Here is a 15,482-nt window from a genome sequence, read left to right as displayed (position 1 = left end):
CTTGGACTCATTAAAACCCGTTAATGTTACTCGACCGTTAAGAAGAGCTAATTCTTCGAAAAATTATTCACCAATTGGATACCATAAGGTCACAAAACCGCGGACATGCCTTCGATAAAGGGCTGGTAGCGTACAGGCATGATGTTCTCCTGCTCAAAACGGCTACCGACCTTGGCAATGCGCGTCACGATTTGCTGACCATCGCCCGGCCCTATGGGTGCAACCAGCACGCCATGCGTTGCCAGAAGCTCTATGAAATGACGCGGAATATCTTCACAAGCCAGCCAAATCACGATGCGATCGAAGGGACCACCCGGCATGCCATGGCGACCATCAGCATGTTTGACCATGATATTTTCGCGCTTGAGCGTCACAAATTGCTGCAAGGCACGGTCACATAATTTGCGATAGCGCTCGACCGTTGTAACACGGCCCGACAGCATCGACATAACTGCGGCTGAAAACCCGGAACCTGTGCCTATTTCCAGAACACGATGGCCCGGCTCCAAATTCAATGAAGCGATAACTCGTGCCTGATCGTCAATGCCTTCAATATATTCACCGCAATCAAGCGGCACAGTGCGCTGGCTAAACGCCATATGCCCCCACGCAGAACCCATAAAACTCTGGCGCGGCGTCAATTCAATTGCTGCAAAGAGCCGGGCATCATTGATGCCCCGCGCTCGCATGCGCATGACGAAGGATGCAAATCCTTCCCTGTCCGAAAGCTGCGGGCGTTCAGACACAGCCTGATTCATGCTTCAACCCCAAGTGCCTTGCTCAGTTCAGCGCGAACTTTGTGTGCAGTCAGATCAAGCTGAAGCGGTGTTACGGAAATATAGTCATCTTTAATTGCGGCGACATCGCTGTCCGCTGCAACTTCCGCTTTCATACGGCCAAACTGTAGCCAGAAATATGGGAAACCGCGACCATCGCGACGCTCATCAAGACGTGCATCATGGCTCAGTTTTCCCTGTGCGGTGACGCGTGTGCCTTGGACTGCATCGGGTGCACAATTTGGGAAATTCAAATTGATCAGAACGCCTTCCGGCCAACCAGCTTCGATCAATTTCTTGATCAGTGTTGGCGCGTGCGTTTCTGCTGTTTCCCACGGCAGAACACGAAGCCCGTCATCGTAATCATATTCCTGCGACAGTGCGATTGATTTAACACCAAGAAGCGTGCCTTCGATTGCACCTGCAACAGTGCCCGAATAGGTCACATCATCGGCCATATTCGCACCGGAATTGACGCCCGAAAGTATGAGGTCTGGCACTTCCGGCAGCACATGGCGCACACCCATGATGACGCAATCTGTCGGCGTACCGCGCAGTGCAAAATGACGCTCATCAATCTGACGCAAGCGGAGTGGTTCGGACAGAGTCAAAGAATGTGCAAGACCGCTCTGGTCTGTTTCAGGAGCAACCACCCAAACATCATCGGAGATTTGGCGTGCGATTCGCTCCAGAACTGCGAGGCCTTCAGCATGGATACCGTCATCGTTCGTCAGCAGAATTCGCACGTCGTCACTCCTTGATCGAGATCTTTAAATGTATTGGGTTAGGCAGCTTTCTCAATGCGCGTCAGCCCGCCCATGTATGGCTGTAGTGCTTCAGGAATATGAATGCTGCCATCTTCTTGTTGGTAATTCTCCATCACGGCTATGAGCGCACGTCCGACAGCAACGCCGGAGCCATTCAGTGTATAAACATAGCGCGTACCCTTTTCGCCTTCCGGGCGATAACGCGCATTCATACGGCGACCCTGAAAATCACCGCAAATCGAGCAGCTTGAAATTTCGCGGTAAGCATTTTGGCCGGGCATCCAGACTTCAATGTCGTAGGTCTTCTGTGCGCCAAAGCCCATATCGCCGGTGCACAGAACAACCGTGCGGAATGGCAGACCGAGACGCTTAAGCACCTCTTCCGCACAGGCCGTCATGCGCTCATGCTCAGCAATCGAGCTATCGGCATCCGAAATTGTCACCATCTCCACTTTCAGGAACTGGTGCTGACGCAGCATACCGCGGGTATCGCGACCGGCAGAACCCGCTTCTGAACGGAAACAAGGCGTGAGCGCCGTATAGCGCTGCGGCAGGGTCTTAACGTCAACGATTTCATCGGCAACCAGATTGGTCAGCGGCACTTCCGCTGTTGGAATGAGCCAGCGCCCGTCTGTGGTGCGAAACAGGTCTTCCGAAAACTTGGGCAGCTGGGCTGTGCCGTACACGGCTTCATCACGCACCATCAAAGGCGGCATGGTTTCGGTATAGCCATGTTCTTCTGTGTGCAGGTTGAGCATAAACTGACCCAGCGCGCGTTCAAGACGCGCAAGTGGGCCTTTCAAAACAGTGAAACGCGCACCGGCAATCTTTGCTGCTCGCTCAAAATCCATATAGCCAAGCGCCTCGCCAAGCTCATAATGCTCTTTGGGCTCAAACGAGAAATTGCGCTGACTTCCAACACGGCGGATTTCAACATTTCCGGCCTCATCTTCGCCGAGCGGCACATCGTCTGCCGGAACGTTCGGTAAACGTGAAAGCGCGTCATTGAGTTCACGGATGAGGCGGCGCTCTTCTTCCTCGGCATCGGTAAGAAAGGTCTTTAATTCACCAACTTCGGCCTTGAGCTTATCGGCGGTCGCTGCATCTTTTTCGGCCATGGCTTTGCCGATTTCCTTGGAAGCCGCATTGCGGCGTTCCTGTGCAGCCTGAACCTTGCTGACATGCTCACGACGCTTTTCATCCAGTGCGATCAGTTCGGACGAGAGCGGCCCTGCACCGCGCTTAGCAAGCGCATTGTCAAAAGCTTCAGGGTTTTCGCGAATCCATTTGATGTCGAGCATGGGAAAAGCCGTTTCATGAAATTAACAACAAGAGAGGCTGCGATCATGCAGCCTCTGTTTAACATATGTCCGGATCAGGAAGTGGAAGCGCTGTCTTCGGCGTCAACGTCATCCTTCGCCCCTTCTCGCTGCTTTTCGATCATCCGAGCCAATATGATGGAAATCTCGTAGAGAAGGATCGCAGGGATGGCAAGACCGATCTGGCTGGCAGGATCGGGTGGCGTGAGAACTGCCGCCACAACGAAAGCGATAACGATCGCGTATTTGCGCTTATCTTTCAAGCCTTGGGACGTGACAAGCCCGACACGCGCCATCAGGCTCGTGATAACCGGCAACTGAAAAACGAGACCAAAGGCAAAAATGAGCGTCATGATGAGACTCAGATATTCAGAAACCTTCGGCAGAAGCGAAATCTGAACTTCGCCATTCCCGCCGCTCTGCTGCATGGCGAGGAAGAACCACATCACCATTGGCGTAAAGAAGAAATAAACGAGTGCGCCGCCAATCAGAAACAGTACCGGTGAAGCAATGAGAAAAGGCAGAAATGCCATGCGCTCATGCTTGTAAAGACCCGGAGCTACAAACTTGTAAATCTGTGCGGCGATGATCGGAAAAGCCAGCACAATGCCGCCAAACATGGCAACCTTGACCTGCGTGAAAAAGAATTCCTGCGGTGCCGTATAGATAAGCTCTGCCTTTGAGCGATCCATTCCTGCCCAGTCAATTGCCCACTGGTAAGGCAAGACGAGCAAATTGAAGAGGTGCTTTGCGAAGGCAAAACAGACCACAAAGGCGATGAAAAACGCCAAAATCGCCCAGATTAGGCGGCGGCGCAGTTCAATCAGGTGTTCGAGCAGAGGCGCGGCGCTCTGTTCAATTTCTGCCTCATCCCGTTTCACGCTTTGCTTCCTGTCTTTTCAGTCGTCTTTTTCGTGGTCTTTTTTGCAGCAGAGGCCGCAGCCTTCGGTGCTGATGGCTTTGCTGGAGCTGCTTGTTTGGGCGCAGCAGCTTTTGCAACAGCGGTAGCTTTAGGCTTTGTTGTTTTAGCCGGTGCCGTCTTGGCTTTTTCGGGCGCAGATAAGCCTGAAATGTCCTCTACCGAAGCAGCTGGTGCCTTCTTGCGCGCCACCTTTGGCTTCATCGCCTTTGGCTTGACGACAGGCTTTTCAGCGGGCGCTTCAACCGGAACAGTCGCGCCATTTGCCTCAACCGGCATAGTCACTTCGGCAATATTTGCAGGCTCAGACGGCGACATAGACGTCGTAGACTGAAGGCCTGCACGAATATCCTCACCGGCACTGCGAATGGGATCGAAGACCTGTGTAAGCTTCGAGCGCGGATCAAGCTTGCGTGCCTCATCGACGATGTTCTTGACGTCTTCGAGTTCAGCTTCTTTCAAAGCTTCGTTAAACTGATTACGAAACTCATTGGCTGTACTGCGCATACGCGAAGTCGCCTTCCCGAAAGCCCTGAGCATCTTCGGCAAATCTTTGGGGCCAACCACCACGATCATGACAATCGCGATTATCAGCAGTTCAGACCAACCGATATCCAACATATTTGATACTCCGCGCTTAGAGCGCGTTGAGATCTGATTGGGATCAGATCGGCGCTCTAATCATATATTTCAACGCACATCTTTTCCGAAAACCGTTTCAGACTTTTCGGGATGAGCTCCAATGATGCGCGCGTCCCGTCTTTCGGCGGAAAACCGCAATCCAATTCACAACGCACTCTCAATTAAAGTGCCGATGCAATCAACCTGTCGATACTGAGTATGATCCACCACGAAAACTGGTCTGTAATTTTCGGGATCCTACTAACATGCCAGAAAATGCTGCGTACACAACTGCACGCAGCCGATTCCACATGAAATCAGGACTTTGTCGTCTTCTTGACGTCGTTGACGGTTTCATCCGCCTTGGCATCAATTGTACGTGAATCAGCCTTGGCATCGTCCTTGGCATCTTCGTCATTCATGCCCTGCTTGAAGTTCTTAATGCCTTTGGCAACGTCGCCCATCAGTTCAGGGATTTTGCCACGGCCAAACAGAAGCAGCACAACTGCGAGAACGATCAGCCAGTGCCAGATAGAAAAGCTACCCATTTCATTCCTCTCATTGCCGTGGAACCACGGCTTATTCCTTTATTGCTGATAACGATTTAAGCGCTTTCAACAAATCTTTCAAACAGAAGTATGACTGTGAACCAAGATACTACGAATTTCTTTGTTGTATCTCAATTTTCGAAAGCCTTTCGCCCATTGCCCGAACCAAACCAAACGCTTTCATTTTTTATTGTGCGCAGCCCTCCATCCGAAAATCTTTTAGAGATATGCTTATTAATCTCCGCGTGGCGCGAGCAAGCCCAGCCCTTCAAGATCAATATCTTCTAGAGGCTCCTCATCCTCGGTCAATTCATCGGGGTCTAAATTGGGCACAGGTACCGAAAAACTCGATGGTATACGCGCCGATAAAAGCCCCGCCCCACGCAATTCCTCCAGACCCGGCAGATCGCGGATCTCCGGCAAGCCGAACTGATCGAGAAACGTATCCGTTGTTCCATAGGTCACAGGACGCCCCGGCGTGCGGCGGCGACCACGCAATTTTATCCAGCCTGTTTCCATCAAAACATCCAGCGTGCCTTTGGAGGTTTCAACGCCGCGAATATCTTCAAGTTCTGCGCGTGTCACAGGCTGATGATAGGCAATGATTGCGAGCACTTCCATTGCCGCACGCGAAAGCTTGCGCTGCTGAACAGTCTCGCGACTCATCAAAAATCCAAGATCGGGTGCCGTGCGGAAAGCCCAGGCCGCCCCCACCTGAACCAGATGCACCCCCCGTCCATCATAGATTTTTTGCAAATGATCCATGATTGCCGGAATATCCGTATCAGTCGGCAAGCGCTCCAAAAGAGCACGTTCGGAAACCGGCTCTGATGAAGCAAAAATGATTGCTTCCACCATTCGCGCAGCATCGACCAAATCAGTGGTGGTCGGATGATTGTTGTGATTTTCAGAATCATGGATTTGCGGCTGTATGTCAGACATTGTCGTCCTCATCAAATTCACTGATTTCAACCGATGCCCGCATGTAGATTGGTTCAAATGGTGCGCTTTGTCGCACTTCCAGCTTGCCTTCACGCACCAATTCCAGACTCGCAGCAAAAGAACTTGCCAAAGCAGAAGCCCGCTCTTGCGGCGTCAGCGCATAATTGATGAGAAAGCGGTCAAGCGCGACCCAGTCAGCACTTCCTCCCATCAGGCGTACAAGTGCCGCTCGCGCTTCTTTCAAAGACCAGACGGTGCGCTTTTCGATCTGCACATGCGACACCGCCTGCCGCTGGCGTTGTGAAGCATAGGCGGTCAGCAACTCATAAAGCGAAGCTGAAAACTGGCTGGAGCGATCAACGACAACCAATTCAGGCATGCCACGTGCAAACACGTCCCTGCCCAACCGGTTACGATTTACAAGCTTTGCCGCAGCATCCCGCATCGCCTCAAGGCGCTTGAGTCGAAATTGCAGCGAAGCAATTAAGTCCTCGCCCGTCGCTCCATCGTCGTCCTTCTGCTTGGGAATCAGCAATTTTGATTTGAGATATGCAAGCCAGGCAGCCATGACGAGATAATCGGCAGCAAGCTCAAGTTGGAGTGCCTGCGCCTGTTCAACAAAGCCCAGATATTGCTCGGCCAGTGCCAGAACCGAAATGCGCGAAAGATCAACCCGCTGATTGCGCGCCAGATGCAGCAACAAATCAAGCGGTCCTTCAAACCCCTGCACATCAACCAGCAGTGACGGCTCTTTATCGGGACGTTTGGCTTCATCCTGCCACAAGGCATCCATCGGCACATTGATGCCGTCTTTGCCACTTGTGTCGGTTTCCGATTGAGCCACCCGTTTGTCCTGACTGATAATTTCAGTGCGTTAGAGCACGTTTCAATCTGATTGGATCGGATCAGCGCTCTAAATATTTGTTTTAACGCGCATCTTTTTCCGAAAACCGTTTCACACTTTTCGGGATGCACTCTAATCTACCAAATCTTGGTGATTAAGCTACCAGGTTGAACATCTGTCCAAACTCGTCGCGCAATTCTTGCTCGTCTGAGAGATCAGGATCGCCAGCATAGACTTCTGCAAGGTCTGCGCGCTTGCGTGGTTTCCCTTCGAGCACCGGTACGCGTGCTGCAACCTTCACCAGCTCTTCCATCACGCCTGCGCAATAAAGAACAATGTCGCAGCCTGCATTGGTGATGCCTTCGGCTATATCTCCAAGATCGCCCGAGAGAGCTTTCATCGAAATATCGTCGCTGATGACCAGTCCATCAAACTGAATGACATCGCGAATAATGGTGTTGATTACAGTTGGTGAAAGGGTTGATGGGCGCTTCGGGTCGATGCAATCGAAGATCACATGCGCCGTCATGGCCATTGGCAGATCATTCAACGACTTGAATGGCACAAAATCATGCGCGATGAGATCACAAAGCGGAACATCCACACGCGCCAGTTCCTTGTGCGTATCGCTAAACGCACGGCCATGACCGGGCATATGCTTGATCACTGGTAGCACACCGCCTGCAAGCAACCCTTCGGCGGCAGCCCGGCCCATCGCCGCCACATTATAAGGGTTTTTGGAATAGGCGCGCGTTCCGATAACATCATGTGCGCCTTCAATCGGCACGTCGAGAACCGGCAGACAGTCGGCATTGACGCCGACTTTTAAAAGATCGAAGGCATGAAGACGCGCATGAAGCCATGCGGCGCGAAGACCAGCCTCGGCATCCCGATCATAAATCGCACCAATTTCAGCAGCCGCAGGATAATTCGGCACAAGTGGCGGACGAAGACGCTGAACGCGCCCCCCTTCCTGATCAATGAATATGGGCGTTTGCGGACGGTCTGTCACATCGCGCAATTGCGCTGTCAAATCAGCGACCTGCTCAAGACTTTCGACATTGCGTGCAAAGAGAATGAAGCCCCAAGGCTTTTCATCTTTGAAAAAGGCTATCTCGTCGGGCGTCAGTTTTGTTCCAGCTACACCGGCAATCCACGCCTTGCACTCTTTCATGCAACATTCCTTGATCTGTTTGCGCTTGGGTCTTTAGCGATTTAAACTAAAAATCCACCGCATGGTAGCATATGAAAAAGGGCGGCCAATGCCGCCCTCTTCAAATATCATCTTTAGCAACACTTATTGCGTCACAAAGCAGCTACCGCCAGCGCCCTTGAAGCGACCACAAAGTGCATTTGCATCCTCTTTAGAGCCTGCCTGAACGCGGACACGATAATACGTGCCTTTGTTTGGAATGTCGGCACGCTTGATGTCCACTGCACGACCACCGATTACGCTGCCATAGCGCTGTGCCATATTGGCATAGGACTGCTGTGCAAGCTCAGCAGAAGGCTGCGAAGCGATCTGGATAAAATATCCACCACCTGCGGCCGAAGCGACCTGTGCTGCTGGTGCGGTTGTCTGAGTCTGCGTACGCTGTGGTACATTTCCAACAATGTTTGTCGGCTGTTCAGCCGGACGTGACGGAACCACTGGCGCACGTACTGCAGGCGTTGCCGGCGTTTGGGCGACCGGTTCAGGCTGTGCTGCTGGTGTATTGACAGTTGATTGCTGTGGTTCATTTCCTGCGGCAATGGCTGCAATTTCATCGGTTTCAGCAGGTGGTGCGATTAAGGACGAATCATCTGCCGCCGCCGCCTGTTGTGGCGCACTCGCTGGTTCTTGTGATTGAACAATGGAGCCATCTGGGCGAACGATCATTGTTTGAACTTCACGCGTTTGGATCAAAGGCGCGTTTTGACCGGAAGCCGCAGGTGTCTCCGCCGTCTGACCGGGCTCTTGGAAGTCATTGGTGCCGACGTCATTATCCTGTGCACCGAGGTCCACAGGCTCCTCACCGGACGAAATCAGAGCCTTCTGTTCAGGGTTGTTCGGCAATGTACCTGCAACGCGATCATAGACGGCTTTGTCCTGATTAGGAACGGTAGCGCCGCCCGGATTTTCAGGCTGGACCTTGATCGGCTGGTTATCGGCGCGAATCACCACTGGCTCGCCTGATCCGCTGCCACCAAGGAAGTGGTAACCGATGCCGCCGATAAGCACTACGAGACCAGCAACACTTGCCAGAATTAGACCGCGACGACCACGCACTGGACGATTGAGATAGGCTTCCGAAGCCTTGCCCAGATCGTCTTCCGGCTGCATGGAAGCACGTGTGCCCAAGTCTGCGTTTTCGATTGTCTGTGCGCCCTGTGCGGCCCAATGATTATAGAAATCATCTTGGCTGGCACTTGTTTCCGTAACCGAGGCTTGTGGAGCAGACGGTTGAGTTGGAGACGAATAACGCCCGTAAGCTGCTGCTGCAGCTCCGGCACCGAGTGCTGCACCCGCTGCTACACCCGCATTCGGGAGATAGGACGACGCGCTTTCGCGGAAAATATCTTCAAAAGCTCGATCTGCCTCGCTTTGAACTTCCGTTTTCGCAGCTGTGTCATCGACATTGATGGTGCTGAAAACTTCCGCAAACTCGGCTTCCAGATCAGTCAACGAAGCGGCGGGGTCTTCTTCGCCGTAATTCACATCAGGCAGATCAAGCGAATGGGTTTGCTCGACCTTGCTGTCAGCTACGCTCAATGTTTCGATTTCAGGAGCAGGAGCGGCAAAAGCCGAACGCGGATCGGCATAATTTGTAAAGGATGGAGCCGTCGTTTGTTCCTGTTCGTTATACGTTGCATGCGCATAGACGGGCTCTTCAGCGGTTTCCGGTGACAAGTCCAGATCGTCTTCGATGAAGAAGTCTTCTTCAGTGAAGATGTTCGCATCGTCTACTGCCGGTGATGACGAAACATCACCGGAAGCCTCAAATCCGAAGTCATCTTCATTGAACGAGATTTCGTCGAGGCCGGATAGTTCGTCCCCCGTTGCTTCCGCAGCCACAGGTGCAAAAGCCGTTTCACTCTCCAGAGAGAAATCATCCCCAAACGAGAAGTCATCATTCAGCTCGGTTTGCTCATCTTCATAGCTAGCATGGTTGACCTGAGCAGGTTCGGCCGAAAGCACACCCGCTGTTGCACCACCAGGCGCAAAATTGCTCAGCGTGTAGTGCGGATAGATCGGAGCTTCTGAAGATGCCGTTTGAGGCACATCATAAGTTTCAGGCGCGAAACTTGTTGTCCGTTCCACGGGCTCATAAGCTTGCGGATCTTCAAGCTGGAAATTATCGAAAACAGGCTCTGCTTCGTTATATTGCGCTGGCGCTGCATGAAACGGCACTTCAGCGACATTTTCCTCATATTGAGGCGCGAAAGATGCGGCTTGCTCCGGCTGATCTTGATAGGTTTGCCGTGGCTCATCACTGAAAAGCAGGTTTTCAAGCTCGTCTTCCAGCGACAAGGACTGGTGAACAGGGGCGTTCGCAGCGCTATGTTCAAACGGCTCAGCGGGTTGGATTTCCCAGTCATCGCCCAAAGCTGTATTAATCTCAGGCTCCGGTTCGCCTGCATATGCATCGCTATAAAGGTTGTCTGACGGCTGATAGGCAGCAGGGCGATAATCCGCATAGTCCTGCGCAACAGGTTCAGAAACATAAGCCGTGCTGGAATCTAAACGCTCGGGTTCAACAAACTCATAAGATTCGACGGCTGCAAGCGGCTCGTTTGCATCGAGATTAAGATCAAGCTCTTCGTCCAGCGTAAATGCGAGATCGTCTTCTGTGAGCTCTGTCTCTGCGGCCTGATAGGAATGCCCATCGTAGGATGGCGAATGCGCAAAAGGCGCTGCGCGCGTTTCCGGCTGCAAATCTTCACCAAAATCGCCCAGTAACTCGCGTTCAAGATCAAAGGAAAGCGCATCATCGCGAGAATCAAAATTCGGTTCACGATGATGATCGCCTGGCGCAACGTTGTTATCAGCAGACGCGCCGAAATCCATGATCCGCGAAAGTTCCATCAGCGGATCGTCTTCGTGCAGCGGACGCTCGCCGTAATTACGGGGATTAGCACTGCTGTCCGTCATGGTGTGTTCCTAACTCAAACCCTGGACGCCGCAAGACGTCTCGATACATTACATTGTAGCGAGGCAATGTGGGCAAAAGTTGACGGAAGTTTCTTGCACCTGAAGGAAGATCGACGACTTATACATTCGCTGATCTTCCATCTTTTTGACTTATCCGCACCCGCATAAAACCTTGATTGATCTTGCGGGTAACGAAACTGTCTTAGCGCATTTCCGTCGGAGCATCTGCACCGATTATTGTCAAACCGGACGTCAGCACATCGGAAACCACCTGTACCAACCCTAGCCTTGCTAAAGTCAATTCTGGATCGTTAACCTTAATAAAACGTAAGTCTGGGTTTTCTGTACCCTTATTCCATTGCGAATGAAGCGAACTGGCGAGATCATAAAGGTAAAAAGCCAGGCGATGCGGCTCCTGATGGGTAGCAGCCGATTCGATCAAACGCGGATATTCAGCAAGCTTACGGATAAGCGCAATTTCGCTCTCATCGGTCAGTTTGTGAAGATGCGCACCCAACGAAACACGATCCAGATCCGTCAGTCCAAGCTGGTCAACCGCCTGCCGGAAAACCGAATAGCAACGCGCAGAAGCATATTGCACGTAAAAAACCGGATTGTCCTTGGACTGCTCTGTCACTTTCGCAAAATCGAAATCGAGCGGCGCGTCGTTCTTCCGATAAAGCATCATGAAACGAACAGGATCGCGCCCGACTTCTTCCACCACATCGCGAAGCGTGATGAATTCACCTGAACGTTTTGACATGCGCACCGGCTCGCCATCGCGGAACAGTTTGACCAACTGGCAAAGCAGCACGGTAAGCTTGGCCTTGCCATCGGAGACAGCACGCGCAACAGCTTCAAGACGCTTGACGTAGCCGCCATGGTCGGCGCCCAACACATAGATCATCTCATTGAAGCCACGATCATATTTGTCTTTAAAGTAAGCAACATCAGCCGCAAAATACGTGAATGTGCCGTCGGACTTCATCAGCGGACGATCAATATCGTCGCCAACTTCGGTCGAGCGGAACAGCGTCTGTTCACGATCTTCCCATTCTTCCGGCAACTGTCCCTTTGGCGGCGGCAGCTTGCCCTTATAGACGTGCCCCTTCAAGGTCAGGTCATTGATTGCGGCGCGAATTATACGCGCATGATCGGCATGAAGCTTACGCTCTGAATAGAATACATCATGATGGACATTGAGCGCCTCGAGATCGGCACGGATCATCGCCATCATAGCGTCGATTGTGCGCTCTTTCACGAGCGCCAGCGCTTCTTCTTCCGGTATTTCAAGAAGCTTATTACCGAATTCCTTGGCAAGCGCCTCACCTACCGGAACAAGATAATCGCCGGGATAAAGACCGGCAGGAATATCACCGATGGTTTCGCCGAGTGCCTCCCGGTAGCGCAGAATCACTGAACGGGCCAGCACATCGATCTGTGCGCCAGCATCGTTGATATAATATTCTTTTACGACGTCGAAGCCTGCAAATTTGAGCAGATTTGCCAACACGTCACCGACGACTGCACCGCGGCAATGGCCGACATGCATCGGACCAGTCGGATTTGCGGAAACATATTCCACGTTGACTTTGGTGCCTGCGCCAAGCTTCGAGCGACCGAAGTCTCTGCCTTCGTTCAGCATCGTGGCCAATTCGCGCTGCCAATAGACATCTTTCAAACGCAGATTGATAAAGCCGGGACCTGCAACATCGACACTTGCAACGTCTGAATCGCCTTTGAGTGCATCGGCAATAGCCGTTGCCAGCTCACGCGGATTTTGACCCACGGCCTTGGAAAGCACCATGGCAGCATTGGTTGCAATATCACCATGCGTCGCGTCTCGCGGAGGTTCCACGCTGATACGCGACAAATCGAGTTCGCCGCCATCTTTCGCTTTCAGATCAATATCTTGCAACGTTTTTTTGATACGTGCGTCGAAATCTGCAAAGATATTCATGGTTCGTCCTGTCAGGCTTCCGTCCGGCAATTATTGTCGTTTCCGGCGTTGGCTCGTCATAAAAATAGCGGAGATTCCGACGCATTTGAGCGCCAAAACCCGCTTCGTAGGGACCCGATTAAGCTAAATCGGGTGTATGGTCAAACAATCGTCGGTGTTCGCGCACGGCATAATTGTCAGTCATGCCGGCGAGATAGTCGGCAACACGGCGCGCGCGCGCGACCATATCCAGCATTTCGCAGCCTGATTGCCACTCGGCAGGCATGAGTGATGGATCATCGAAGCTAATATCAAACAAGTCCTGCACGATCTTATCTGCCGCATGTCTGCGAACAATGACGCTTTCATGAAAATAAAGGTTCTTGAATAAAAAACGTTTCAGCACTTTTTCTTCATCACGCATGGTCTCTGAGAAGCCGACAAGCGCACGCGGCTGAGCGTGCACATCTTCAAGTTTCTTCGGATTGGCACTTGCGATACGGCGTTGCGATTCAGCAATGACATCCTCAACCATGATGGTAATTTGCCTGCGCACAAGCTCGTGGCCCGTGCGCACCGGATCAAGTGCGGGATAGCGGGTTCTGACAATATCAAGAAGTCGCTTGGTCAATGGTACTTCATCAAGACCATCAAGCGTCAGCAGGCCAGAACGAAGTCCATCGTCGATGTCGTGTGCGTTATAGGCAATGTCATCGGCAATCGCCGCACATTGCGCTTCAAGGCTTGCGAAACGCGACAATTCAAGATCGTAGCGTTCATTAAAATCGAGAATCGGCTGTGGCACGGGTTCATCCGAATGGGTCGCAAAAGGACCAATCAGCGGACCATTATGCTTCACCAATCCTTCGAGTGTTTCCCATGATAGGTTCAACCCGTCGAAATCAGCATAGCGATGCTCAAGCTTGGTCACAATCCGCAAGGACTGCGCGTTGTGATCGAAGCCGCCATAGGTTTTCATACGCTCGTTAAGCGCGTCTTCACCGGTATGGCCAAACGGTGTGTGGCCAAAATCATGCACAAGCGCCACAGCTTCCGCGAGGTCTTCATCAAGCCGCAAGGCTCGCGCCAAAGCGCGTGCAATCTGTGCCACTTCTATCGTATGGGTCAAACGCGTTCGATAATGATCGCCCTCATGGGCGATAAAAACCTGCGTTTTGTGCTTGAGGCGGCGAAATGCGGTGGAGTGAATGATTCTGTCGCGGTCACGCTGGAACGGCGTTCGTGTGGCGCTTTCTGGCTCCGGAACCAGTCGCCCACGGCTCAAAGACGGGTTACAGGCATAGGGCGCACGTTCGCGATAACCGAAGCCTATTCCTTCAAGTGACCCAATTCCTTCCGGGGACATTGCGATGCATTCCTCACTGTAATATGATTACGCTCAATCAAGGTAGTCATTGACTTCCACACCTCGCGTTCATAGCTATCAGCTAAACATGAAAGCAAGTATGCGTTGGGGTGTGGCTATTGAAAATTCCAACTCGACAAACGCAATTGCAAGCGGAACAAGGCAGATGACAGATATTACCGTTTCTGAATCCGCAGCCAAGCGGATTGCAAAGATTATCAATTCCGAACCCGGCAAAACTGCACTTCGCGTTTCTGTCGAAGGCGGCGGCTGTTCTGGCTTCTCTTATAAATATGAACTTGTCGATGAACAGTCGGATGATGACATCATTATCGAAAGGCTGGGCGCAAAGGTATTAATCGACTCGATTTCGGTTCCTTATATAGACGGTTCAGAAATCGATTTTGTCGATGACCTCATGGGACAATCGTTCCAGATTCGCAATCCCAATGCCACGGCATCATGTGGTTGCGGCACAAGCTTCGCTATCTGATCAAACCTATGATCTAAAACGAAAACAGCTGATGAGAGCGGTTTCAGTTTAACTGAAACCGCTCTATCTATTTATTCTGTCAGGCTTTGACGGACGAAACCGTCGCATCAATATGATCGACCAGCGCATCCGGCAAACCAAGGCGTCCGGCCAGCATATCGAGATAACCACGCTCTGCGCGGCTATCAGGATCGATGGTCAGGCGCGAAGCAGTATATAGCTCAACTTTCTGCTCTTCTGTCTGAGCAGCTGCAACCAGCGCATCAATATCGATAGGATCAGCCAGTTCCTTCTCGAAAAAAGCTTCTGCTTCTTCATCAAGCCCGGAAATCTGCACCTTTTCCATGATATGCGCGCGTTCGCTCGCATCGATATGACCGTCAGCTTTTGCAGCAGCGATCATAGCCTGAACGAGTGTGAGCGCAAAACTATTGCTCATGGCGGGTGATTGCGGGTGAAACGGAGAATCGACAGGTGGCGGTGGAAGCAATTCCGGTTCTTTTGTTACCGGCTGCTCGGCAGCCTGCGGGGACTGACCGGATTTGTAATTCTTATAAGCGAGATAGCCGAGACCAGCGATTGCAGCGATACCGCCTGCGGCTGCGACATTGCCAGCCAGCTTACGTCCGGTCTTTGTGCCAAGGATGGCGGCAGCAATTGCGCCAGTAGCCAAAGGATTTTTCTTGGCGAGACCAGTCGCCTGCCCTGCCTTGTCGCGAACGCTCCCGGACATGCCCGGAATTTGCGATCCCAGAAACTGATCAAGAAGCTTTTTGGCGTCAAACATTCAAATCTCCTAATTTGGCTACTCTAATC

At 52.0% G+C, this 15,482-nt stretch carries 14 protein-coding genes; 1 reads left to right on the top strand and 13 read right to left on the bottom strand.

The window, feature by feature from the left end; all coding sequences use genetic code 11:
• Positions 1-89: 89 nt before the first annotated feature.
• The 12 genes from CEV31_RS10905 to CEV31_RS10850 all read right to left on the bottom strand — a co-directional run bounded on the left by CEV31_RS10905 (position 90) and on the right by CEV31_RS10850 (position 14,173).
• A complete protein-coding gene (locus CEV31_RS10905; protein ID WP_094507072.1) occupies positions 90-758 on the bottom strand; it encodes a protein-L-isoaspartate(D-aspartate) O-methyltransferase in 669 nt (222 codons plus the stop codon).
• A complete protein-coding gene (gene surE, locus CEV31_RS10900; RefSeq protein WP_094507071.1) occupies positions 755-1,522 on the bottom strand; it encodes a 5'/3'-nucleotidase SurE in 768 nt (255 codons plus the stop codon). The genes CEV31_RS10905 and surE overlap by 4 nt, the downstream gene beginning before the upstream one ends.
• A gap of 38 nt (positions 1,523-1,560) precedes the next feature.
• On the bottom strand, positions 1,561-2,844 hold the full coding sequence (gene serS / locus CEV31_RS10895) for a serine--tRNA ligase (RefSeq protein WP_094507070.1): 1,284 nt from the start codon (positions 2,842-2,844) through the stop codon (positions 1,561-1,563).
• 74 nt (positions 2,845-2,918) lie between these two features.
• Positions 2,919-3,743 carry a twin-arginine translocase subunit TatC gene (tatC, locus tag CEV31_RS10890; protein ID WP_094507069.1) on the bottom strand — a complete coding sequence of 275 codons (825 nt, stop codon included), beginning with the start codon at positions 3,741-3,743 and terminating at the stop codon, positions 2,919-2,921.
• The gene (gene tatB, locus CEV31_RS10885) at positions 3,740-4,402 is read right to left on the bottom strand and encodes a Sec-independent protein translocase protein TatB (protein ID WP_094507068.1); all 663 of its coding nucleotides are present in this window, start codon (positions 4,400-4,402) and stop codon (positions 3,740-3,742) included. Before tatB ends, tatC begins: the two co-directional genes overlap by 4 nt.
• 317 nt (positions 4,403-4,719) lie before the next feature.
• Positions 4,720-4,950: a twin-arginine translocase TatA/TatE family subunit gene (locus tag CEV31_RS10880; RefSeq protein WP_094507067.1), complete on the bottom strand. Its 231-nt coding sequence runs from the start codon at positions 4,948-4,950 to the stop codon at positions 4,720-4,722.
• Between the two features lie 234 nt (positions 4,951-5,184).
• Positions 5,185-5,892, bottom strand: a complete 708-nt coding sequence (scpB, locus tag CEV31_RS10875) for an SMC-Scp complex subunit ScpB (protein WP_094507066.1) — start codon at positions 5,890-5,892, stop codon at positions 5,185-5,187.
• Positions 5,885-6,685, bottom strand: coding sequence for a segregation and condensation protein A (locus CEV31_RS10870; RefSeq protein WP_374846885.1), 801 nt, complete (start codon positions 6,683-6,685; stop codon positions 5,885-5,887). Before CEV31_RS10870 ends, scpB begins: the two co-directional genes overlap by 8 nt.
• 205 nt (positions 6,686-6,890) lie before the next feature.
• Entirely contained in the window at positions 6,891-7,910 is a 1,020-nt protein-coding gene (nagZ, locus tag CEV31_RS10865) for a beta-N-acetylhexosaminidase (RefSeq protein WP_094507064.1), read from the bottom strand.
• A gap of 123 nt (positions 7,911-8,033) precedes the next feature.
• On the bottom strand, positions 8,034-10,868 hold the full coding sequence (locus CEV31_RS10860) for an SPOR domain-containing protein (protein WP_094507063.1): 2,835 nt from the start codon (positions 10,866-10,868) through the stop codon (positions 8,034-8,036).
• Between the two features lie 202 nt (positions 10,869-11,070).
• Entirely contained in the window at positions 11,071-12,828 is a 1,758-nt protein-coding gene (argS, locus tag CEV31_RS10855; protein ID WP_094507062.1) for an arginine--tRNA ligase, read from the bottom strand.
• A 118-nt stretch (positions 12,829-12,946) separates the two neighbouring features.
• Positions 12,947-14,173 carry a deoxyguanosinetriphosphate triphosphohydrolase gene (locus CEV31_RS10850; RefSeq protein ID WP_094507061.1) on the bottom strand — a complete coding sequence of 409 codons (1,227 nt, stop codon included), beginning with the start codon at positions 14,171-14,173 and terminating at the stop codon, positions 12,947-12,949.
• Positions 14,174-14,339: 166 nt separating this feature from the next.
• Here CEV31_RS10850 and erpA point away from each other — a divergent pair, with 166 nt between their 5' ends.
• The gene (gene erpA, locus CEV31_RS10845; protein ID WP_094507328.1) at positions 14,340-14,666 is read left to right on the top strand and encodes an iron-sulfur cluster insertion protein ErpA; all 327 of its coding nucleotides are present in this window, start codon (positions 14,340-14,342) and stop codon (positions 14,664-14,666) included.
• 79 nt (positions 14,667-14,745) lie between these two features.
• Here erpA and CEV31_RS10840 read toward each other — a convergent pair whose 3' ends face one another.
• Positions 14,746-15,453, bottom strand: coding sequence for a tellurite resistance TerB family protein (locus CEV31_RS10840; protein WP_094507060.1), 708 nt, complete (start codon positions 15,451-15,453; stop codon positions 14,746-14,748).
• Between the last annotated feature and the right edge of the window lie 29 nt (positions 15,454-15,482).

This window comes from Brucella thiophenivorans (genome assembly GCF_002252445.1).
Classification (GTDB): domain Bacteria; phylum Pseudomonadota; class Alphaproteobacteria; order Rhizobiales; family Rhizobiaceae; genus Brucella; species Brucella thiophenivorans.
Note: the sequence above shows the minus strand (reverse complement) of the source record. Positions and strands in the feature narration are given on the sequence as shown.